General features: G+C 50.6%; 14 protein-coding genes. 8 read left to right on the forward strand and 6 right to left on the reverse strand.

What is annotated here, in order from left to right:
- Positions 1-149: 149 nt before the first annotated feature.
- On the reverse strand, positions 150-938 hold the full coding sequence (locus EFB08_RS08495) for an outer membrane beta-barrel protein (protein WP_123126522.1): 789 nt from the start codon (positions 936-938) through the stop codon (positions 150-152).
- Between the two features lie 48 nt (positions 939-986).
- Positions 987-2,303 (reverse strand): DUF349 domain-containing protein, encoded by a 1,317-nt coding sequence (locus tag EFB08_RS08500; RefSeq protein ID WP_123126523.1) that lies wholly within the window; start codon positions 2,301-2,303, stop codon positions 987-989.
- Between the two features lie 253 nt (positions 2,304-2,556).
- Between EFB08_RS08500 and ettA the strand changes: the two genes are divergently transcribed.
- Entirely contained in the window at positions 2,557-4,224 is a 1,668-nt protein-coding gene (gene ettA / locus EFB08_RS08505) for an energy-dependent translational throttle protein EttA (RefSeq protein WP_123126524.1), read from the forward strand.
- Between the two features lie 120 nt (positions 4,225-4,344).
- On the opposite strand, the gene EFB08_RS08510 is transcribed toward ettA, so the two are convergent.
- Positions 4,345-4,659, reverse strand: coding sequence for a hypothetical protein (locus tag EFB08_RS08510; protein ID WP_123126525.1), 315 nt, complete (start codon positions 4,657-4,659; stop codon positions 4,345-4,347).
- Positions 4,660-5,388: 729 nt separating this feature from the next.
- On the opposite strand from EFB08_RS08510, the gene EFB08_RS08515 reads away from it, so the two are divergent.
- The 6 genes from EFB08_RS08515 to EFB08_RS08540 all read left to right on the forward strand — a co-directional run bounded on the left by EFB08_RS08515 (position 5,389) and on the right by EFB08_RS08540 (position 15,511).
- Positions 5,389-6,621 (forward strand): glycosyl hydrolase family 18 protein, encoded by a 1,233-nt coding sequence (locus tag EFB08_RS08515; RefSeq protein WP_123126526.1) that lies wholly within the window; start codon positions 5,389-5,391, stop codon positions 6,619-6,621.
- A gap of 260 nt (positions 6,622-6,881) precedes the next feature.
- On the forward strand, positions 6,882-10,013 hold the full coding sequence (locus EFB08_RS08520; RefSeq protein ID WP_227006266.1) for a SusC/RagA family TonB-linked outer membrane protein: 3,132 nt from the start codon (positions 6,882-6,884) through the stop codon (positions 10,011-10,013).
- A gap of 17 nt (positions 10,014-10,030) precedes the next feature.
- Positions 10,031-11,626, forward strand: a complete 1,596-nt coding sequence (locus EFB08_RS08525; RefSeq protein ID WP_123126527.1) for a SusD/RagB family nutrient-binding outer membrane lipoprotein — start codon at positions 10,031-10,033, stop codon at positions 11,624-11,626.
- Between the two features lie 33 nt (positions 11,627-11,659).
- On the forward strand, positions 11,660-13,006 hold the full coding sequence (locus EFB08_RS08530) for a glycosyl hydrolase family 18 protein (RefSeq protein WP_165864838.1): 1,347 nt from the start codon (positions 11,660-11,662) through the stop codon (positions 13,004-13,006).
- A 240-nt stretch (positions 13,007-13,246) separates the two neighbouring features.
- Entirely contained in the window at positions 13,247-14,359 is a 1,113-nt protein-coding gene (locus tag EFB08_RS08535; RefSeq protein ID WP_123126529.1) for a glycoside hydrolase family 18 protein, read from the forward strand.
- 90 nt (positions 14,360-14,449) lie between these two features.
- The gene (locus EFB08_RS08540; protein ID WP_123126530.1) at positions 14,450-15,511 is read left to right on the forward strand and encodes a proline iminopeptidase-family hydrolase; all 1,062 of its coding nucleotides are present in this window, start codon (positions 14,450-14,452) and stop codon (positions 15,509-15,511) included.
- Between the two features lie 91 nt (positions 15,512-15,602).
- Here the strand turns inward: EFB08_RS08540 and fabF are convergent, their stop codons facing one another.
- The gene (gene fabF, locus EFB08_RS08545; protein WP_123126531.1) at positions 15,603-16,847 is read right to left on the reverse strand and encodes a beta-ketoacyl-ACP synthase II; all 1,245 of its coding nucleotides are present in this window, start codon (positions 16,845-16,847) and stop codon (positions 15,603-15,605) included.
- A gap of 203 nt (positions 16,848-17,050) precedes the next feature.
- On the opposite strand from fabF, the gene EFB08_RS08550 reads away from it, so the two are divergent.
- Complete coding sequence (locus EFB08_RS08550; protein ID WP_227006267.1) at positions 17,051-17,956, forward strand: alpha/beta hydrolase family protein; 906 nt, start codon at positions 17,051-17,053, stop codon at positions 17,954-17,956.
- Positions 17,957-18,261: 305 nt separating this feature from the next.
- On the opposite strand, the gene EFB08_RS08555 is transcribed toward EFB08_RS08550, so the two are convergent.
- Positions 18,262-18,969, reverse strand: coding sequence for a YceI family protein (locus EFB08_RS08555; RefSeq protein ID WP_165864839.1), 708 nt, complete (start codon positions 18,967-18,969; stop codon positions 18,262-18,264).
- A 139-nt stretch (positions 18,970-19,108) separates the two neighbouring features.
- The gene (locus EFB08_RS08560; protein ID WP_123126533.1) at positions 19,109-21,709 is read right to left on the reverse strand and encodes a M1 family metallopeptidase; all 2,601 of its coding nucleotides are present in this window, start codon (positions 21,707-21,709) and stop codon (positions 19,109-19,111) included.
- Between the last annotated feature and the right edge of the window lie 174 nt (positions 21,710-21,883).

Genomic DNA, 21,883 nt, shown 5'->3' on the forward strand with positions numbered 1-21,883 from the left:
ATAGCTATACAAACAAGTTGCAGAGGTAAACGAGCCGCAAAAATAAGATTTAGTTTGACAATTCAAATTTTTCTTCTTAGTGCTGAACGCTTGCAATTGCTAAAACACAACGGGCATTCCTGCAAAATGTTTAGTTCAGGTCTTATTTTTTACTCGTGACGCGCGCTGCTGGTGCCGTCGCCGGTGTTGAAGAGGTAATTGATGCCCAACTGAATGCCGGCTACCATGTTCTGGCGCAGCACATAATAGTCGGTGTCGCGGCGGTAATCTTCAATGTGCTCTTCCTTGCGGATGTTCACGAAGTTGTACCCGTAGCGCAGATTGGCCGTGAGAATGAGGTTGTCTTTAAGGCTGTACTCTGCGCCCAGGCCTAACAGCACGCCCAGGTCATATTGGTTGAACTCGCCCACACCAGAGTTATTGCGGTCACTATCCTCAGTGCTGGCCAGAAGGTAGTTTCCTCTCTCCACCGAGAAAGTATTGGCTTTCACTTGATAGGAAGCGGTGCGGGAGAAAGTGTTCCGTTCAGTGCCTTTCTGTAGAATGCCCAACTGAGGTCCCACCTGGAAGTTGAAGCGGAGAGTGCCCTCTGTGGTGTACTTAAAGAGTAACGGAATATTCCAATACACCAGGTCAATTTCTTTCTCGCCGGCTTTGTTGCCGCTTTGGTCCATCAGGTCAAATTTCTCGCCTTGGTGCGAACGGTAGATCTCGGCCTGTACGTTGTGGTTCTCGTTGAATTTATAACCTGCTACAAAGCCAAATGGCGCCCATTTGGTCGTAAACCGATGTTTGTAGTTCACATCCTCGTACTGCTCGTCGTTGATGATCCAGGTATTTTGGAATTGTGTAGTGACCCCAACATAGGGTCCTTTGATGTTCTGGGCCTGAGCCAGGAAAGAAAGAGAAAGGGAAAGTAGTAGAAAATATTTTTTCATAGAGTAAGCCGTTAGATTTTGGACTATTTCTAACGGCTTACGAAGGACTTAGGCAATTTTGTTGCTTTGTACGCCATACTTTTTGCGCAAAAGCTCTATTAATTCGTTTTTAGTGCGGATTTTCCGGTTGAAGTTCTTGATCTTTCCTTCCAGCATGGCTCTAAAGGCCTCATTCCCCGGATTTGGATTTAATCTACCCAAATTGGTTTCAAGTACTTCCAGTTCCTGCTTGTCATATTTGATGAAATCGCGCAGGGCGTTGATGCGGGCGTGCAGTTGATCGTTGTCTGAATTTTTGCCTTCGGGCAACGGGCGCTTGCGCATGAAGTGCTCCAGGCTGCTCAATTCAAATATCTTGTCGCACGCCACCAGGAAGCTTTCCCAAACGGCATCAGATTCTTCCTGCTTCACCGGGCCCACTTTTTTCCAGGCGGCTTGCAGTTCCTTGGCTTTAGGTACGGCCTGCTGCACGGGTTCGTCTAAAAGGGCTTCGGCTTGGGCAACCAGAGAGCGTTTTTTCTCCAGGTTGTCTTCCATGTACTTGTCCTTAGACTCAGTCTTCTGGCTGTTGATGTGCTTTTTGAGGCGCTCAAAGAAGTGGTTGTTGGCCGCCCTGAAGCTGTTCCAGAGATCATTGGACATCTTGCGGGGCAAGGTGCCGCCAATCTCTTTCCACTGGTTCTGCAGGTCCTTGAGCTTCTTGCTGGTTTCTTCCCACTCCTCAGAATTCTTCACAGACTCAGACTGCGCAATCAAGGCCTTGTACTTGTCTACCGTGCGGGAGAGCATGTCCTTTTTGTCCTGGAAGAATTCCTTCTTGCGGGTGAAGAACACCTCCACGGCTGCCTTAAAGCGCTCTTCCAGTTCCTCGGTCAAAGACTTGTCTACCGGACCGGTTTTGATCCAGTTCTGGCGCAGTTCCTTCAACTTATCGGTGGTTTCCTGCCAGTCAATGCTGGTTTGCAGGGCCTCAGCCTGTTGGATGAGCGTGATTTTGGTAGCCAGGTTCTTATCGCGGTTCTTGGAGATGGCTTCCTTTATTTCTTCCTCGGCCGCGGAGAGGCGCTGGTGCAAAGAGGCAAAATCGCCGATGGCGTCATACTTCTCAATCTGCTCCTTCAGGTGCAGAACCTTCATCAGGAAAGATCCCTTGTTTTCAGAGGTTTCTATCTTCTCCAGCAGGCTTTCTACCTTCTGTTTGAAGTTCTCGAAACGGTTTGCGAAGTATTGCAATGATTCTTCGGGGACCTCCTTTACATCGCCTACCTGGCGAGCCGGAAAGTGCATAAATGGCTTCAACCACACTTGGTTACCCTCAATGTAGCCGTACTTATGGGCCTCCTCAGACAAATCTTTGGTTTCCATCAACTGGATAATTAACTGTAAAATTTAGAGTCTATTTTGGTACAAGTTTATGAATTAACGCCAATTATCATAACCCCGCCGTGCCAAAATTTACGATATTTGTACCCATTGGCAGAAAATAATCGAAACCTGGCGTTAGTTTGCATACTGATTTCCGGGCACAAGGTTATCTGTTTCGGTTTGGGCCTGGTTTAAAGAAAACACCGCCAAAACGATTCCTGCCGAGGAACGAACCTGAATCTAACTACTATTCATGAGCAACGAAACCATCATCTTCTCCATGGCGGGGGTGAATAAAATTTACCCCCCGCAGAAACAAGTTCTTAAGAACATCTATCTCTCCTTTTTCTACGGCGCCAAAATTGGCGTGTTGGGTCTCAACGGCTCTGGTAAATCCTCTCTCCTGAAAGTGATTGCCGGCGTAGACAAGCAGTTCCAGGGCGAGGTGGCTTTCTCCCCGGGCTACTCTGTTGGGTACCTGGAGCAGGAGCCGCAGCTGGACCCTTCCAAAACCGTAATGGAAATTGTGCAGGAAGGCGCCGCCGAGACCGTGGCCCTCTTAAAGGAATTCGAAGAAATCAACGAAGCCTTCGCGGATGAAAACGCTGATTTTGACAAACTGATGGCCCGCCAAGGCGAAGTGCAGGAGAAACTGGACCACCTGGGTGCCTGGGACCTGGACAGCAAACTGGAGCGCGCCATGGATGCCCTGCGGACCCCTCCGGGAGACGCCGTAGTAGGCAACCTCTCCGGGGGTGAGAAACGCCGCGTAGCCCTGTGTCGCCTCTTATTGCAAGAGCCCGATGTGTTATTGCTGGATGAGCCTACCAACCACTTAGACGCTGAGTCTGTGCTGTGGCTGGAGCAACATTTGCAGCAATACAAAGGCACCGTGATTGCCGTAACCCACGACCGTTACTTCCTGGACAAAGTTGCCGGATGGATTCTGGAACTGGACCGTGGCGAAGGTATTCCGTGGAAAGGCAATTACACCAGCTGGCTGGAGCAGAAAGCCGAGCGTTTAGCCAAAGAAGAGAAAACCGAAAGCAAGCGCCAGAAGACCTTACAGCGTGAATTAGAGTGGGCCCGCATGAGCCCGAAAGCGCGTCAGGCCAAGTCTAAAGCGCGTTTAGGCAACTACGAGAAAATGGCCTCCGAGGAAGCCAAAGAGAAAGAGCAGAAACTGGAGCTCTTCATTCCAGACGGCCCGCGCTTAGGTAACGTGGTAATTGAAGCCGAGGGACTGACCAAAGCCTTCGGGGACAAGCTCCTGTTTGAAGACTTGACGTTCAACTTGCCGCCTGCCGGAATCGTGGGAATTATAGGGCCGAACGGTGCGGGTAAGTCTACCTTGTTCCGCCTCATCACCGGCCGCGAAGCCGCCGATGCCGGAAACATCACCGTGGGACCAACCGTGGAAACCGCCTACGTAGACCAGCAGCACGAAAGCCTGGACCCGAACAAGTCTGTGTTCGAAACCATCTCCGGTGGTACTGAGACCATGCTGTTGGCCGGCCGCCAAGTGAACGCCCGCGCTTACGTGAGCAAGTTCAACTTCACCGGCGGTGACCAGGAGAAGAAGGTAGGCGTGCTGTCTGGGGGAGAGCGTAACCGCGTGCACCTGGCCATGACCCTGAAGCAAGGCGCCAACCTGCTGCTCTTAGATGAGCCTACCAACGACCTGGACGTAAACGCCATCCGTGCCCTGGAAGACGCCCTGGAGAACTTCGCTGGTTGCGCCGTGGTAATCAGCCACGACCGCTGGTTCCTGGACAGAATCGCCACCCACATCCTGGCCTTCGAAGGCGACTCGCAGGTAGTTTGGTTTGAAGGAAACTTCTCAGACTACGAAGAAGCCAAAAAGAAACGCTTGGGTGACGTAGAACCGAAGCGTATCCGCTACAAAAAGCTGATGGACTAGTCCGTTTAGCGCCTGATATTATGAAAAGAGCCCGGAAACGTAAGTTTCTGGGCTCTTTTCGTATTCAGATAAAAGGTGAATGGAGTCTTGCCTTTGGTGAGAAAACAATAGCTGAAGGGCTTATTCGTCGCAGTCCAGGTCTGAAGTCACGGCTACTAACGTCTCTTCTAATTCCTCCCGGGTTTCTGCATCTAGAATATCACATTCTCTGGCGGCCTCTAGGTAGTCTACCGTCGCCTTTTTGTAGGCTTGGCAATTTGCCTTGCTTTGATCTTTATAATAGGCATCTACTGCTTTTTCAAAAGCCTCAGTTTCATCTTTTAAACCACAGGGGTCCTCAGCCGGATCTTCTCCATCGTCATCGCTTGAGCAGGAGGTAAAACAAAGACTGCCAGAAGTGGCTACTAATAAGAGCAAAAGATGGATCTTCTTCATAAAACTGGGGTTAGTTTGTATATTGATTAAATTTTATATTGACTAAAGAATTAGAAGCTAAAAGTATAGGTCTGGTTTTTTGTAATAGAATTGGTTTGGCATCATAGCTTCAGGCGTCGAACAAAGGCAAGTAACTTCTCGCTAAGTAGGAAGATCGTCAGGCGCTTTTAGGCATTTTCAGAAGTATAGACACAGAGAAATCTCTTTACCCCTAATCTGGCTGTCAGTTTTTCGCCTTCTTTTAGTTTTTAGGCCGGAAATAGGGAAGGAGGGCGGTTTTGCTTCTAAGCCACAACTTTGGCAGAATAGGTAGATTGCCAGCTTCGAAGGCGTGGTCCACTATCCAGAATGTGATTTCTTGAAAGGAGAAGGATAGAAAGTCAAGATCATCTTTGTCTTCAGTTTTATATAAAATCTTTGGTGCCCAGTACCGAGTGATCAGCAGGGCTCAGTCTAATAATAAACTTTCATCAGGCGGCAGTGTGCTACACCCGTTAATCCCTGAAGTTGTCTTAATAGGTCTGTTGAGATGATCTCTGTTTTGTAGTTGATTTCGCAAAAACGACGCTAAAACAATAGCACAAGTAGGGGCTGGGGTAAAATCAGAATCTACCTGATCTGCCTCGTCATGTTTTTGTACTGAAAAACGTCCGTTTGTTTTTACTGTGATGCCAGAAAACAGTAGCTTTAGTTTTTATACATCCCCTAACCTTATAAGATAAACAGCAGATGGATAAGTTATTGAGAGCAGTGAAGCTGTTTTTCTTCTTCTTTTTTCTCGCTTGGCAGGCCCAGGCGCAAAACAAAGTGGTGGCGTACCTGCCCAACTGGTTAGACTACAATTCCATCGCCAGAAATATTGACTACGACAAGTTAACCCACATCAATATTGCCTTCGAGAATACAGATGCTGCCGGTAACCTGAGTTTCACGGCCTCAAACAATACCTTGATACAGCTGGCGCACGCCAAAAAGGTGAAAGTACTGGTATCCATAGGAGGCGGGATGATTTCTTCCAACCCCAGCATGTATGCGGTTTACTTTGATTTGATCAGTGATGCCAAACGGGCGGATTTCGTGCGCAAGATAGCGGCGTATCTAACATCACATAACCTGGACGGGATAGATGTAGACCTGGAAGGATCTTCCATTAACAGCGATTACGGCAAGTTCATTGCTGATCTCTCTGCCGTTCTCAAGCCACAGGGCAAGTTGGTGACGGCGGCGCTGGCGCATACCAACGGCGGTGATTCCGTGACCAGCGATACCTTCCAGTATTTCGATTTCATCAATATCATGGCCTATGACGAAACTGGCCCGTGGGCTCCTAATCGTCCGGGACAGCATTCTTCCTTTGAGTTTGCCAAAGCCTGTCTGGATAATTGGATAGGCCGCGGGCTCCCGAAAGAGAAAGCCGTGTTAGGGGTGCCTTTTTATGGCTACGGTTTCGGGGCCGATTTTAACCAGGGCATGGGTTTTGGGGAAATCATCAAACGCTATCCGGGTTCAGAAAACCAGGATCAGGTAGGAAACACCATCTATTACAACGGCATCCCTACCATCAAGGCTAAAACCGAATATGTAGTGGAGCAGCAGTACGGCGGAATCATGATCTGGCAACTGGCCCAGGACGCGACCGGAAACTATTCCTTGCTCAACACCATCCATCAGGTTTTAAGAAAAGTCACGGGTTCTGGCCCTCAGGATGCTGAGGCGATTAAGGTGCATATTTACCCAAACCCTACCAAACTACCTGCCATAGGATACCTGGCTTTCCCAGCCGCCACAAACAAGATAAAAGTGGAGATCAGGGACATGAAGGGGGCGAAGGTATTTGACAAGACCTTCAAGAATAAACAACGGCAGGATAGAATAGAACTGCCAGGCCTTTCTCAAGGCATGTATCTTATCCGGGTAAAAGCAGATGATCAGGTGTTTTCCAATAAATACCTGATAGAGTAACCATCTGATGAGATTGCCAAATTGCTACTGTTCTGGCAGGTTTGAATGAATTTATTTCAATAGTATTCTTGAATTGGTTCTATTCTTCTCTTTGGGTAGAGCCGGTAAAATGTATTCGTCCATTTCTTTCTGAATGGCTGCATTTTAAATTATATTAGAATCTTAGTAGCTCCTTTTCTCACCCCCTTCCATCTTGTAAAAACTCTCTATGTATGAACAAAACTTTTACTTTTCCTAAGAAATGGATAACAGTCCTGCTAATGATGCTGACTGTTGTCTTTTACCGGGCAGAAGCGCAAACGAACGTCATCACTGGCCAGTTGGTGTCTTCTGAAGATAATTCGCCCATTCCCGGGGCAACAGTCCTGCTCAAAGGGACTTCTACCGCCACTGCCACAGATGCCAGTGGCCGCTTCAGCATTCCGGCCCCGGTGGGTAGTGTGCTGGTGTTTTCCTTTATTGGCTATGTTCCGCAGGAAGTAACGGTGGGTACCCAGACCAACATCAACGTTACGTTAGCGCCAGACGTGACCGCCCTGTCTGAAGTAGTGGTAACGGCGCTTGGTATTAAAAGAGATGCGAAGGCGTTGGGTTACTCTATTTCACAGGTAGGAGGCAGCGAATTGGCCACCGCCAAAGAAATCAACGTGATCAACTCCCTTTCCGGCAAAGTGGCCGGGGTGGATATCTCTACCCCTACGGCAGGTCCATCCGGATCCTCAAGGGTAATCATTAGAGGGAACTCAGAGTTAAGTGGCAACAACCAGCCTCTGTATATCATTGACGGCGTGCCCATGGACAATACCACCGCTGGCGGTGCCGGACAGTGGGGCGGGTATGACCTGGGTGACGGTTTGTCAAGCCTTAATCCCGATGATATTGAATCAGTATCGGTGTTGAAGGGCGGAGCTGCGGCTGCGTTGTATGGCTCTCGGGCTTCCAACGGCGTTATCATGATTACTACTAAATCAGGGGCCAACCAAAAAGGGATTGGCGTAGAGTACACCAGCAATTATACCGCTGAAAGGGTGTTGTCTAAGTTTGATGATTACCAGAAAGTATACGGCCAAGGCCGGGACGGCTTATTGCCTATAGAGCCCAACGCCAACAATACCCAATCAGCGTGGGGGCCTCAGCTAGACCCAAACCTGAGACTGCAGATCTACAACGGGGAGACCAAACCCTATTCTTTGGTGAATGACAACATCCTGAGCTTTTTCCGAACGGGGTCAACCTTTACCAACACGTTGGCTTTTACCGGCGGAACAGAGAATGCCTCCGTTAGGGTCTCTGTTTCTGACATGCACAACAAAGACATCGTGCCCAAGACCGGTATGGCCCGCAATACCTTCCTGATCAACAGCACCATGAAGTTGGGCTCTAAAATCACCATCAACGGGAAGGTGAACTACATCACTGAAAAGGTTGATAACAGACCGGCTTTGTCAGATAACCCCAACAACGTGGGCCTGGCCATCATCGGGATTGCCCCTAACTTTGACCAGCGCTGGCTTTCTCAAGGCTATAAAGATGAGTTCGGCCGCTATCAGGACTGGAACGGGAACACCTACCGCATCAACCCTTACTGGTCCATCAACGAGATGTCCAATACCTCCAGACGGAACCGGGTAATTGGCTATCTGCAGATGAACTATGACTTCACAAGTTGGCTAGGGCTGCAACTACGCGGCGGTACTGATTTCTATAATTTCCGCTATACCAACTTCTCGCCTAAAGGAACTCCGCTGTGGGAGACCGGTGCCCTGCAGGAGCAAAGCAATCACTTGGCGGAGAAAAACTACGAAGCCCTCCTGAAGTTTGACAAACAGTTCACCGATGACTTCTATGTTACGGCGTTTGCGGGTGGTAACATCATGCACCGCCGAGCCGAAAACCAGATGAGCACCGGTTCTGGTATTGTACTGGAAGGCATTCAGGCCATTACCAACTTTACCACCCAGAGCAATGATTATGGCTTGTTCCGGAAACAGATCAACTCTCTGTATGGAACCGTCCAGACCGGCTACAAAGACACTTACTTTCTAGACGTAACCGCCCGGAATGACTGGTCTTCTACCCTGAGCAAAGGCAATAACTCCTACTTCTACCCGTCCCTTTCCGGAAGTTTCGTGTTCACGAACCTATTGGATAGAAGCCCTATTCTTTCTTTCGGTAAACTGCGGGCTTCCGTAGCTGAAGTAGGTGGTGACACAGATCCTTACCAGTTAAGCTTAACGTACGGCTTGAAGAACTTTTCCCTGTTGGGCAAACCGCTGGGCGAGATTTCCAATACCAGTGTTCCCAACCTGTCGCTTAAGCCAACCCAGACCTTCACTTATGAATTCGGGACCGATCTCCGGTTCCTGGAGAACAGAGTGCAACTGGATTTAACCTATTACAGCAAGAAAACCACTGACCAGATTCTTCCTTTGATAATTCCGTCTAGCAGTGGCTATAATACCGCTATCATCAATGCCGGTGAAATCACGAACAAGGGAGTGGAGCTTATGCTGAGAGGTGGTGTGGTTTCTACCCCTACTTTCTCCTGGGATGCGATCGTGAACTTTGCTCGCAATGTGAACCAGGTAGTGAGCTTGCATGAGCAGGTAAAAGAGTACACCCTTGCCAATGCCCGCTGGGCCGGAGCCGCCATCATGGCGCAGGAAGGGGAAACCTTCGGGACAATTGTAGGCAAGAAACTGATGCGCGACCCAGAAGGAAATGTGGTGCACAACGCCGCCGGTTTACCGGTGTTCGGTACGGAGCAGGAGGTATTAGGCAAAGGAACCTATGACTGGACCTCGGGTATCACCAATGTGCTGACCTTTAAAGGATTCAGATTGAGCGCCTTGGTAGATATCAAATCAGGCGCCGATGTGTACTCCATGAGCAGTGCCATTGCCCATACCAACGGTACCTCTGAAAACACCCTGGAAGGCCGTGCCGGATGGTATGCCTCAGAAGAAGCCAGATTAGCCGCTGGCGCAAGCCCAGCTGAATGGACGCCAACCGGCGGGTATGTGGGCAAAGGCGTGGTGAACGTAGGCACCACAGAAGCTCCTAACTATCAACCCAACACCACTTATGTGAATCCGCAGAGTTATTGGGCTCAGTTCCTGTCTAATTCACCGGAGCCGTTTATCTATGACGCTACCTATGCCAAACTCAGAGAGTTGACCATTGGGTACACCCTTCCTAAAACCTTGTTCGGTAGATTACCTATTCAGGCGGCGTCTATCTCTTTCGTGGGTAGAAACCTGTTCATCTTGTACAGCAACCTGCCTAACATAGACCCGGAGTCCAGCTACAACAACGGTAACGGTCAGGGCTTGGAATACGGTTCTATCCCGTCCAGAAGAAGCTTTGGGGCTAATTTATCAATCAGATTCTAGCATTTACATCACATAGTATGAAATCAATATATAAGAAAATAAGGCTTTTGCTGAGCGGTTTGCTTCTCCTGTCTTTGGGCAGTTGCGACAATTTCGAGGAGATGAACCAGAACCCAACCAAGTCCACGCAAATGGACCCTAACCTCATGCTGCCTACCATTCAGTTACAGCTGTCTGGTGGCATGTATGAGCAATGGCGGAACGGCTTCATTTACGGCGGCGACTGGATGCAGCAGTGGACGGGCGAATATGCTACTACTGAGTTTGGCGGAAAAGGCCAGAAAAACGACGGGTACATGAGCGCCCTTTGGGATACCCAATATCCTAGAGAAGTGAAGAACATAGCCGATATGGTGGCCCGCACAAACGGTGACCCGGCTCGGGTGAACATCAACGCCGTTTCCCGGATTATGAAGGTGTACATCTTCTCCCGGTTAACCGACTTGTACGGAGACATCCCTTACTTTGAAGCCGGAAAAGGGTATCATGAAGGAGTATTGACGCCTAAGTATGACGCCCAGCGCGATATCTACTATGACTTCTTCAAAGAGCTGGATGCCGCCACCAAGGCCTTGAACCCCGCCGGAGACCCGGTTACACAGGACTTCTACTTCAACGGTGATGTGAACAAGTGGATAAAGTTTGGGAACTCCTTACGCCTTCGCTTAGCCATGCGCCTGGTGAAAGTGGAACCCGCCAAAGCCAAAGAAGAAGCAGAGGCTGCTATTGCCGCCGGTGTGATGGAAAGCAACAGTGACATGGCCGTGATGCAGCACATCAACGTGCCTTTCGGGGGCGATGTGTTCGGTGGAAACGGGGTTTCCTACGTGTTGATGGCAGTATCACCTTCTGAGAGCGCCTTCCGGATGGTGAATACCTTTGCCAAATACCTGGAAGACACCTCTGACCCAAGACTAAGAATCTTTGGGGCTTCTTACCTGAAAGACGAAAACCGCACCGAAATCACCGACCAGGTACGTGGCAAGTTAGGTAGCTATACCGCCATGTCGCTGCCGCCTAGTACCTTTTCTTATGAAGGAACCGGCCCCGCCATCAGCGTAGATGTAAACGGACAGGCTACTGAGGTTCCCCGCATCTTACAGGTTTTGCAGCCATCCAAATACATTTCGGCCATTGACGCTCCTTATATCATCATGAGCTACGCCGAGGTGGAGTTATGGAGAGCAGAGGCCGCTGTCAGAGGCTGGAACTCTGGTGGAACAGCGCAAGACCATTTCAACAAGGCATTAGAAGCAGGTGTGAAGCAAATGACGGTGTACAAAGCCCCTGAAGTACCGCAGGCCACCATCAATGCCTTTAAAGCAGCTAACCCCTTACTGCCCGGCCAGGAACTGGAACAAATCAATACCCAACTCTGGATCAATTTTGCCTTGAACCCGCAGGAAGGATACGCCAACTGGAGAAGAACCGGGCTGCCCAACCTGGCTTACCGCAACCGCGACCCCGGTGTAAACCAATCGGGTGGTCAAATACCTAGAAGAATGCAGTACCCGGTAAATGAGTATCTGTTGAACGAAGCCAACGTGAAAGAAGCCGCAGGCAGAATCACCGGTGGCGATGTTTGGACTGCTCGCGTTTGGTGGGATAAATAATAGAGGCTTAAACAAGAATTTAACCAGATAATGATGAAAAATTATATAAATCTAATTCTAGGCTGTTTTCTCTGCCTTTTCTTTCTGACCAACTGTGAGGTGGAGGATGATGAAAACCCGGTTTTTGAAAGCACGGCAGTACCCCGCATTTTTGGGTGGTCCACGGCCAACACTTATACCACCGATATATCAGATTCACTTATCATTGACTTGCAGGTGTCGCCCGCCGAGGGCGCTACTTTCAAATGGTTTGTAGACGGGGTAGAAGTAGGCACCGGACTACGGTTCAAGTACCTTTTCCCGGAGGCGAAGGACTATACCCTTAAGTTTGAGGCCACCCGCAATGGCGTTACCAATTCCAGAGAGGCCGGGGTGATTGTCATCAAGCCTTTCGTGCCGAAAACCTACAACAAGAAAATGGTAGGTTTCCTGACGCAGAACGGTTCCATCAATGACGTCAACTTCGCCAACCTGACGCACTTGGTGATTTCCTCGGCCGTGGTAGGGGAAGTGGCTGGTCAAGCCTCGTTGGTAGACACTACCTTAGAAAACCTGAACATTCCGCTCATCATCAAAGCGGCGCATAACGCAGGCGTGTACGTGTTGCTGGACGTAACCGGCAACATGGTGACCTTAAACGGCGGCGGCTTATACGCCGATTACGGCTTCTTCAACGTGGTGAAAGACCCGGCCAAACAGGCCACGGCCATTGCCACCATCATGAAGTTTGCTTCCAACAATGGCTTTGACGGCATCAATGTGTACCTCAACAACACCTCCGAAGGCGTTTTAGAGCCGGTTTCCAAAGTAGAGCAGTTTTTCAAGGCCATTCCGGCGGCATTACCTCCCGGACCGAACGGGAAATTCTTCTACACCGCCTCGGTACCCGGCGGCTGGACCACCGGCGTGTTGAGCGCCATCGCGAAGGTTCCGGAAATCGATTGGGTGAACATTCAGCCCTACCGTTATGAGGATTTGGCGCCAACGGCCCATTCTCCTTACTGGGCGGCGACAGACCTGGTGAATACGTGGGTGAACTTCGGGATGCCGAAAGAAAAGATTGTACTGGGTATTCCGGCATTCGGTCTGCATTACAAAATGCCCAAAGACGGTACGCAGGTAGGTTGGGGTAATCTATGGCAATACACCACCTATGAAAGCTTTAGAGACATCCTGCTGAAAGACCCAATGGCGCACACCAAAAATATGCTGAACGTGGATGACGGCATCTACTATGACGGACACCCCGTCATTCAACAGAAAGCCCAGTTTGTGAAAGACCAGGGATTGGGCGGCCTGATGATGTGGAGCCTGGAAAGCGATACTCCAGACCAGTCTAAGTCCTTGCTGAAAGCCGCCAACACCGCATTGGGTAACTAGAAGAACTCTAACATTGCTGTCATAAACCGTACTCCTGCTTTAAGGCTGTTTTACCCAAAACGACCTTAAAGCAGGAGTACTTTTGAAAGCCCCAAATTACTTCCTGAAACTACGCTCTACCGGAAAATTGATTCAGGCCGGTTTTCTGAAAAGAAGGTCAGAAACAGATGTGGTATGCATTTTTGAGTTAGTTTCCGCTAAAGGAGCTTAAAACAAACCGAATTTTTCCTCCCATCCCTTATGATAAAATCTACCAGAATCTTTCTGCTTCTTGCCTTCCTTTCATTCACGGTAGCAGCGCAGAAAGCAACTTCGCAGCGCCCCGCTATCATCGCGTATTTCGCCGGAGATGCCGCGCAACTAGATACCTACAACGCCCAGCAACTGACGCACATTATCTACTCCTTCGGGCTGCTGGACGGAAACAAACTGAAGCTACGTAACCCCTCAGATTCTGCCGTGCTCCAGAAGATGGTATTGCTCAAGCAGAAAAATCCGCAGCTGAAAGTGTTGGTGTCTTTAGGCGGATGGGGCGGTTGCGAAACCTGCTCAGATGTATTTTCCACCTCCGTCGGCCGGAAAGAGTTTGCCGCCTCGGTCAAGAAAATGAACCAGTACTTTGGGGCCGACGGCATTGACCTGGACTGGGAATATCCGGTGGTAGAAGGTTTCCCCGGCCACAAGTTTGCGCCAGAAGACAAAGACAACTTCACTTCCCTGGTGCAGGAACTGCGCCGCAGCCTGGGCAAGAAGGCCATTATCAGTTTCGCCGCCGGCGGATTCCAGAAGTTCCTGGACGAAGCAATTGACTGGAAGAAGGTGATGAAAAAAGTGGATTACGTGAACCTGATGACCTATGATTTAGTCAACGGCGGTTCAACTAAAACAGGTCACCACACCGCCCTGTATTCCACCCCGCAACAGCCTGAGTCCACCGACAACGCCGTGCAGTACCTTTTGAAGAAAGGCGTGCCTTCAGAAAAGGTCATCATAGGCGCTGCGTTTTACGGCCGAATTTGGGAACAAGTGCCTAATGTGAACAACGGCCTTTACCAAATGGGGAAATTCAAAACTGCCGAAGCCTTCAAAGACTTCCCCACGCTTCTCTCTCAGCAACAGGGCTACACCTACCATTGGGACGAGCAAGCCCAGGCGCCTTACCTGTACAATGAAGCGCAAGGACTTTTCGTGACGTATGATGACCCCCGCTCCATGACCCTCAAGGTGAATTATGTGAAAACCCATAACTTGGGTGGCATCATGTTCTGGCAACTGGCTCAGGATTCCCCCTCCAACGGCTTGTTGAACGCCATCCATGGAACGGTGGAGGGTGTTTCCAATCCTGGCAAGTAAGTATTACGGGAGACTAGAAAAGCACTGCCAAAGCCATAAAAGCCATTAGCTGATTTTCGCTCAGATAAATAACTTTAAGGAAATAAACCTATGAACAAACTTCTCCAAGGCGCCTGCCTGCTGGTGTTGAGCCTTCTGTTTTCCTGCTCAAATCAGAAAAACAGCCCTGAAACAGTTACTGCTTCACCCAGCGAATACTTCGCCCCTGCCGAGCAAGGCGTGCAGGATGGCGGCGTGCAGATGGTACCCATCCAAACCGCTAAAGGTACCTTCAACGTCTGGACCAAACGCGTAGGCAACAACCCCAAGATGAAGCTGCTGTTGCTCAACGGAGGTCCCGGCGCCACGCACGAGTACTTTGAGTGCCTGGAGAACTTCCTGCCCGCCGAGGGCATTGAGTTTATCTACTATGACCAACTAGGCTGCGGCAACTCAGACAATCCCAAAGACACTACAATGTGGGATTTGGCCCGCTATGTGGAAGAAGTGGAGCAAGTACGCAAAACCTTGAATTTGGGACCCGAGAACTTCTTTCTGTTAGGCCATTCCTGGGGAGGCATCTTGGCCATGGAGTACGCCTTAAAGTACCAGCAGAACATGAAAGGCCTTATTATCTCTAACATGATGTCCAGCGCCATTGACTACGGCAAGTACGCCGATGAAGTGCTAGCCAAACAGATGGATCCGCAGGTGCTGGCACAAGTACGCGATATTGAAGCCCGCAAAGATTACCAGAACCCCAAGTACATGGAGTTGCTCATGCCGCACTTCTACGCCAAGCACGTGTTGCGCCTGCCCCTGGAAGAATGGCCTGAGCCCGTGAACCGCTCGTTCGCAAAAATGAACCAGTCGTTTTACGTGACCATGCAAGGCCCCAGCGAGTTCGGAATTTCCGGGAAACTGGAGAAGTGGGACCGCAAAGCCGACCTGAAGAACATTACCGTGCCTACCTTGTCTGTTGGTGCTGAGTTTGACACCATGGACCCGAAACACATGGAGTGGATGGCCACGCAGGTGCAGAACGGTTCTTACCTGTATTGCCCCAAAGGCAGCCACATGGCTTTCTACGATGACCAGCAAACCTACATGAAAGGCCTCATCACCTTCTTGAAAGGCGTGAACGAAGGCAATAAAGAAGTCAAACTGCAATAACTCACTTCAAACTTGATTTCATGAAAAGAGCCCGGAAACAATTTGCTTCCGGGCTCTTTTCATGAAAACGCTGTAAAAACAGAGATAATCCTTACGCGGTAAACTTCTTGAAAATGGCCGTGGCAATGTGCCCTCCAAACCCGAAGGTATTGCTCATGGCGTAGTTCACTTCCTTTGAAACTGCTTTGCCTAAAGTCAAGTCAAATTTCGCGCTGAGTTCAGGTTCCGGCTCGGTTACGTTAATGGTAGGCGGAATGATGTTCTCCTGCACGGCCTTGATGCACGCAATAGCCTCAATGGCGCCGGCCGCTCCCAGTAGATGTCCCGTCATGGATTTGGTTGCGCTCAAATGCAGGTGCGTGTTGGTCCCGAACACCCGCTCTACGGCAATCAGCTCGCTCGCGTCTCCAATGGAAGTGGAGGTGGCGTGGCAGTTAAGGTAGTCAATGTCTTCCGGCAAAAGGTTTGCTTCTTTCAGAGCTTCCATCATGCCCAGGTAGGCGCCTTCGCCTTCGGGGTGAGTCCCAGTGAGGTGGTAGGCATCGGCGGCCATGCCTCCGCCTACTACCTCAGCCAGGATGGTGGCGTTGCGTTGCATGGCGCTGTCGTAGCTTTCCAGGATGAGGGCACCGGCCCCTTCGCCCATCACAAAACCGTCACGTTTTACGTCGAAGGGGCGCGAAGCTGTGGCCGGGTCATCGTTGTGGGTAGACAAGGCCTTGAGCGCGCCAAAGCCGCCCATACCGGTCTCATTGATAGAAGCCTCAGAGCCGCCGGTAATAATCATATCGGCTTTGCCCCACTTGATGTAGTTGAAGGCTTCCAGAATGGCGGTGTTGGAACTGGCGCAGGCGGAAACCGTGGCGAAGTTCACGCCCCGCAGGCCGTATTTCATGGAGATGACGCCCGCCGCGATGTCCACAATCATCTTGGGTACAAAGTACGGGTTGAACCGAGGCGTACCATCACCGGCGCCAAACTCCAGAATTTGGTCCTGCAACGTGACAAGGCCGCCGTGGCCGGTGCCCCAGATCACCCCGATGCGGTTGCGGTTCAAGTTCTCAAAGTTGATGTTGGCCATCTGCACGGCCTCGGCCACGGAGATGAGCGCATACTGCGTGTACAGGTCGTTCTTGCGGGCTTCGTTCTTGGGCATGAAGTCCAGCGGATTGAAGTTCTTCAGCTCGCAGGCGAAGCGGGTCTTGAACTTGGAGGCATCAAACCGCGTGATGGGTGCCGCGCCGCTCACCCCGTTTATTAAGGATTGCCAGTATTCTGGGACTGTATTCCCGATGGGCGTTAAGGCACCCATGCCGGTGACTACTACTCGTTTCATTTCTTGTCTTTTGTAAAGCTGTTCTGCCGGTTGCGACTTCGTTCTATTCTCTATCTTTCATTCTTGGCAACCGGTTTTCTTTCTCCTGAAAGAGAAAGTATCGGCAAGATACTCGTTCAAAATGAAAAGCGGCACGTACCTTCATTCTTCCAACCTGTTTGGTTGTCCTGTCATCCACATTTGAACGCTTGTTTACGCTCCCCATGAAGTTCTTTCTGGCTTTTCTCATCTTCTGTTTTTTCTTTTGCACCGGTCCTGTTCACGCCCAAACGCAGCCGGCTAAGCTGATTACCTGGCAAGACCTCATGCAACTGCCTACGCCTGCTGCCGGAAAACGCATTGCCTATGGAACCGACTCGTTGCAGTTTGGAGAACTTCGGGTGCCAGAGGGAAAAGGACCATTCCCGGTGGTAGTGGTCATTCATGGCGGCTGCTGGCTTTCGCAGTACAATTACCAGTATATGAACCACGTGAGTGCCGCGCTCACCAAAGCCGGTTTTGCCACCTGGAACATTGAGTTCAGGCGCGTAGGAAACCCCGGCGGAGGCTATCCCGGCACTTTCCAGGATATCGCCCAAGCTACCGATTATGTGCGTGAGCTGGCCAAAGGCTATCCGGTCTCCAGCAAGGACGTGGTGGTGATGGGCCACTCCGCCGGAGGACATCTGGCCCTCTGGACCGCTGGCCGAAAAGATCTGCCCCTCAGCAGTCCGCTGTACACCAAAAATCCGCTGAAAGTAAAAGGTGTGGTTTCCTTGGCCGGAATCCCGGATTTAACCACGTACAGTACCGAGAAAGGAAGCTGCAATGCGGCCGTGGAAAAGCTGATGGCTGGTTTGCCTGCTGCCGTGCCCCAACGCTATGCAGAAACTACACCTTCGCCAGCCCTGGCCTTGAAAATACCCGTGCGAATGATACAGGGTGCCCGTGACCCGATTGTGCCAGTGAGTCAGGCGCAGAATTTTGTGAATCATTCCTCTTCCAGAAAGAACAATGCGAAGGTTGTGCTGTTGCCCCAGGCTGGGCACTTTGATTTGGTTGCCCCAATCTCGCCAGTTTGGCCAACCATTGAGCAGGCAGTAAGAGAACTGCTGATAAAACAGAAGTAGGAGGGCAGTAGATAGGGAATGCCGTTTCTGAGGCTGTCGCCTTACTGATTTGCAAACTTCAGGTCATGGAAGGTCCAAGTTGAAAGCTTGAACCTTCATGCATTTTTGAACTTGTGAGCGAACTAGAATGGCGTTGAATCAGCGGTATTCTAGTTCGCTCACAAGGTCCATTCAGGATGACAAAGGAGGATAAAAGGAGCAATCATTCTGCCTTGTGCTTACATCACTTCTGAGCCTGTTTATACCAAAAGAGCCTGAAAACGTCTTGTCGTTTTCAAGCTCTTTGCTTCAATGTAAGCAGGTGTTTATTGGACCGAAGCGGTGGCTGCTCCGCCTTGTTTTCTCGCTTCCAAGTCAAGTTCTATGTTCACGGTCTCGGAGATGAACTTGTCGCCCAGGGTTTTGTCGTTGCCGTAGTTCATCTGCCACTGGCGGCGGTCAATGTTGAAGTTGGCTTCGGCTTCCATGGTATTTTCATCTAGTTCAATGCGCGCCGGGAAGGTGATGTTCTTGGTCACGCCTTTCAACGTGAAGTTACCGCTCACGCTGAAGTTGGCGCCTTCTACCAGCGAGGTGTCTTTCCCGTCCGCTTTGTAGGGCTCTACTTTGGTTATCTCAAACTTGGCGGTGCCGAATTTATCCACGTCAAAGAAATCGCCGCTCAGCAGGTGGGGCTTCAGTTTGGTCTGGAACATCTCCCCCTGCTCTTTCATGGTCAGGGATTTGATATTGATGGTAAACTCACCGCCGGTAATCTGGTTATCGGCCACTGCTACTGAACCGGAAGTCAACTTGAAGGTGCCCGGGTGGTTCTTGCCTACACCGTTACCGGTAAACTCCACCAGGGAAGCGGCGGTGTCTACCGCAAACGTTTGTCCGCTAGCATCAGCCGCTGCTTTTTGGTCGGTAATGGTGGCTTTGTCGCCTTCTTTGGGAGCCTGGTTGCAGGAAGCTAAGGCCAAACCTGCTGCTAAGGCAAGTCCAGCCGTTCTAAGCGAAAGTGATTTTTTCATAGTCGTAAATTGCTTTAGTTTATGTAAATACATAAAGTACACTCTGAACGAGGAAAGTCAGTATTTGTTCTATTTCCGGAAAATGTGCCTGAAACGAAGGCAGCACTTTCCTGCCAACTGGTAAGGCTTAGCGGACGTGCTACTTCACCGGTTGCACCAACTTTTCTGCCCTGAACACACCATCGGCGGCTTGCAGAATCTTGCCTTTCAGTTTGGGATTATAGTCTGGGTGCGCCTGCAAAAAAGAGCGTACGGTGTTGGCCGCTCCTGCGGTTTGGTAAGACCCAAAGGTGGCCGAAAGCCACGAGGTCGGGAAGAAAATATCCCCGGTAAGCTGAATCTCTTCCAGCAAATCAAGGCTCTCTTTGAGGTACTTCTCTGAGGTAGTAGCGCGCAACGGATGGTGCAGGTAACTCAACGCCGCCAACACCCAGGACTCCACCTCACGGTTCTCTTCTTTTTTCAACGAGGCGAAAAACGCATCCCGTTCCTGCACATTCCCTGACAAAGCAGGCAACATAAACTGCAGGCGCTTCTTGCGGTCGGGGTTGGGAATGCGCTCCATCTGGCGCGCCAAGACTTGCGGAATGTTCTGGTAGTCGCGCACCGCCAAAGCCAATGCCAGCGAGGTGTAATCTTCCTCGGAGAGCTTCACCCCAGTGGGTGCCTGTTCTTTGTCCCAGATTTGGTATAAGCGGGCTTGTGCAGGAGAACTCAAAGTAATGCTCTGGTAGGTTTTAAAAAGCAGCTTTTTCACGTTGCCGGAGGTGGCTTTCTCCATAGCCGTCCAGAGTTCCTGTTCCAGTTGCGGAGCCAGGGCGGGCCGCTGGGTTGCGGGCAGGAAGCGCCAGAAGATATCGCTCAGTTGGCCGGTGATCAGTTTTACGTTGAGCTCTTCTGGTTCTTTGGAAAGTCCGCTACGGTAGAAATCCAGTAATTGCTGCGGAGTGACGCCTCGGCCATTCTGCATGTTCTCATATAGGTTGATGTACGCCGAGGCTCTGGCCACCGGGCTCTTCAGGCTGTACAGCCCACCCAGCATCTGCGCATCTACCGGGAACACCCCGTACCCTTGCCCCGTCACATCAAACAGCACAAATAAAGGCTTGTCCTTGCCCACGGCTTCTTTCAACGTCACCTCAGCCTGGTTCATGTTCACCGTCATCTCCTGAATGCGGTCTGGGTACACCAGCGCTATCTCAAAAAACTGCGGCCAGAACCTGTTGGACCCGTCTTCACCTTTCTGTCGGATAATTAAACCAGAGATTTTGTTGCCTTCAGTATGCAGGCTATAGTCAAACTGCGGACGGCCAGCCTCATTCACCCACACCTGGTTCCAAGCCTGCAGATCGGCGGGAGTGAGGTCGTCCAGAATCTGGATGAGGTCGGGCCAGGTGGCGTTGCCGTAGGCGTACTTTTTGAGGTACTGCTGCAAGCCTTTCCGGAACGCCTCTTCGCCCATGAGCCTTTCCAGTTGGCGCATCATCACTGGCGCTTTGTGGTAAATGATGTTGCCGTACATGGAGCCCGCATCCTGCAGATTGTCCAGTTGCTGCCGGATGGGGTTGGCCCCGGCGGTTCTATCCACCCCGTACGCAGCCGGTAAATGGTCTACCACAAACTTGAGGTCGTAGTTGGAGGTAGGCATAGCCACTTGTGTAATCTTATCGGCCATAAAATTGGCGAACACCTCCTTCATCCAGACATCGTTGAACCACTCCATGGTCACCAAATCCCCAAACCACATGTGCGCCGTCTCATGCGAAATCAGACTGGAGCGGGAGATTTTCTGGTCCTGCGTGGCGCCCTCGTCCAGGAACAGAGTGGAGGCCTTGTACTGGATAGCGCCCACGTGCTCCATGCCGCCGTACTGGAAATCAGGGATAGACACGAAATCGAACTTTTGGAACGGGTACTTGATTCCGGTGTACTGCTCCATGAACTGCAGCGCATCGGCGTGAATCTGGAAAATAGGCAAGAGGCTTTGCTCCAGCTTTTCCTTATCGGTCTCGCGGTGCAGGAAGTGCATGGTTCTGCCGTTGGCAGTCTGCGCCAGATGGTCAAACTTTCCGGCCGCAAACGAGAACAGGTACGTGGGAATGATGTCGGATTTCTGGTAATGGTACGTCTTCTGCCCGGCACTCATGACAGAGTCTTGCAGCGGGCCGTTGGCAATGGCTTTCCACTCCTGCGGGATGGTTAGGATGAGCTTGAAGGTGGCTTTAAGGCTGGGCTGGTCAAAGCAGGGGAAAACCGTGCGGGCGCGGTCGGGTACTAGCAGCGTATACAGGAAATCCTGCTGCCGGTTCAAAGACAGGTTGCCCGCGATGAAGTCAATCGCCACTTGGTTCTCGCCTTTCTTCAGGTGCTGGGCCGGAATAACCAAATGCTCTTGCGTGTGCTCCACCGGCACCACTTTTCCGTTCACCTTCACCTGCTTCAGTTTATCGGAGCTTTCCTTGAAATCAAGCTGTACCGGCTGCCCTTTCTTTTTCAGGTGGAAAGAGATGATTTCAGAAGCTAAGACGGGTTCCTCTTTCCGGGCCGGAATCGTCAGGCGCAGGTCATAGTTGATCTTGCTCAGTTGAGAGATTCTGAAGTCTGCCAGGGCTTTAGAAACCCCGGGTACTACCGGAATTGCTGAGCTGGTGGGGGCAGCGGGCCTGGTGCAGGAGACTGCCGAAACCAGAGAGACAAGGAGAAGGCCTCTGAGGAAGGATGGAAGGGGCTTGTTTTTCATTCTGGTTAAAATTACAATTTGTTCTCGATTTTGAGAGCCTCAGAGAAGCTTTTGTATTCTGTGGATATTCATTTATGTTCCTGTTTAATAAAAAAATACTCCAAAAAATTTATTGGCACCATTGTAGCTGTAAAATATAAGAATTTTACTTTACTTCGTACCCAAGAAAACATA

It is taken from the genome of Rufibacter latericius, from assembly GCF_003721515.1.
GTDB lineage: Bacteria > Bacteroidota > Bacteroidia > Cytophagales > Hymenobacteraceae > Nibribacter > Nibribacter latericius.

What these genes read in the sequence shown, in the direction of transcription:
- EFB08_RS08495 (WP_123126522.1), bottom strand. Translation starts at nt 938, where the DNA reads ATGAAAAAATATTTTCTACTACTTTCCCTTTCTCTTTCTTTCCTGGCT.
- EFB08_RS08500 (WP_123126523.1), bottom strand. Translation starts at nt 2,303, where the DNA reads ATGGAAACCAAAGATTTGTCTGAGGAGGCCCATAAGTACGGCTACATT.
- ettA (WP_123126524.1), top strand. Translation starts at nt 2,557, where the DNA reads ATGAGCAACGAAACCATCATCTTCTCCATGGCGGGGGTGAATAAAATT.
- EFB08_RS08510 (WP_123126525.1), bottom strand. Translation starts at nt 4,659, where the DNA reads ATGAAGAAGATCCATCTTTTGCTCTTATTAGTAGCCACTTCTGGCAGT.
- EFB08_RS08515 (WP_123126526.1), top strand. Translation starts at nt 5,389, where the DNA reads ATGGATAAGTTATTGAGAGCAGTGAAGCTGTTTTTCTTCTTCTTTTTT.
- EFB08_RS08520 (WP_227006266.1), top strand. Translation starts at nt 6,882, where the DNA reads ATGATGCTGACTGTTGTCTTTTACCGGGCAGAAGCGCAAACGAACGTC.
- EFB08_RS08525 (WP_123126527.1), top strand. Translation starts at nt 10,031, where the DNA reads ATGAAATCAATATATAAGAAAATAAGGCTTTTGCTGAGCGGTTTGCTT.
- EFB08_RS08530 (WP_165864838.1), top strand. Translation starts at nt 11,660, where the DNA reads ATGAAAAATTATATAAATCTAATTCTAGGCTGTTTTCTCTGCCTTTTC.
- EFB08_RS08535 (WP_123126529.1), top strand. Translation starts at nt 13,247, where the DNA reads ATGATAAAATCTACCAGAATCTTTCTGCTTCTTGCCTTCCTTTCATTC.
- EFB08_RS08540 (WP_123126530.1), top strand. Translation starts at nt 14,450, where the DNA reads ATGAACAAACTTCTCCAAGGCGCCTGCCTGCTGGTGTTGAGCCTTCTG.
- fabF (WP_123126531.1), bottom strand. Translation starts at nt 16,847, where the DNA reads ATGAAACGAGTAGTAGTCACCGGCATGGGTGCCTTAACGCCCATCGGG.
- EFB08_RS08550 (WP_227006267.1), top strand. Translation starts at nt 17,051, where the DNA reads ATGAAGTTCTTTCTGGCTTTTCTCATCTTCTGTTTTTTCTTTTGCACC.
- EFB08_RS08555 (WP_165864839.1), bottom strand. Translation starts at nt 18,969, where the DNA reads ATGAAAAAATCACTTTCGCTTAGAACGGCTGGACTTGCCTTAGCAGCA.
- EFB08_RS08560 (WP_123126533.1), bottom strand. Translation starts at nt 21,709, where the DNA reads ATGAAAAACAAGCCCCTTCCATCCTTCCTCAGAGGCCTTCTCCTTGTC.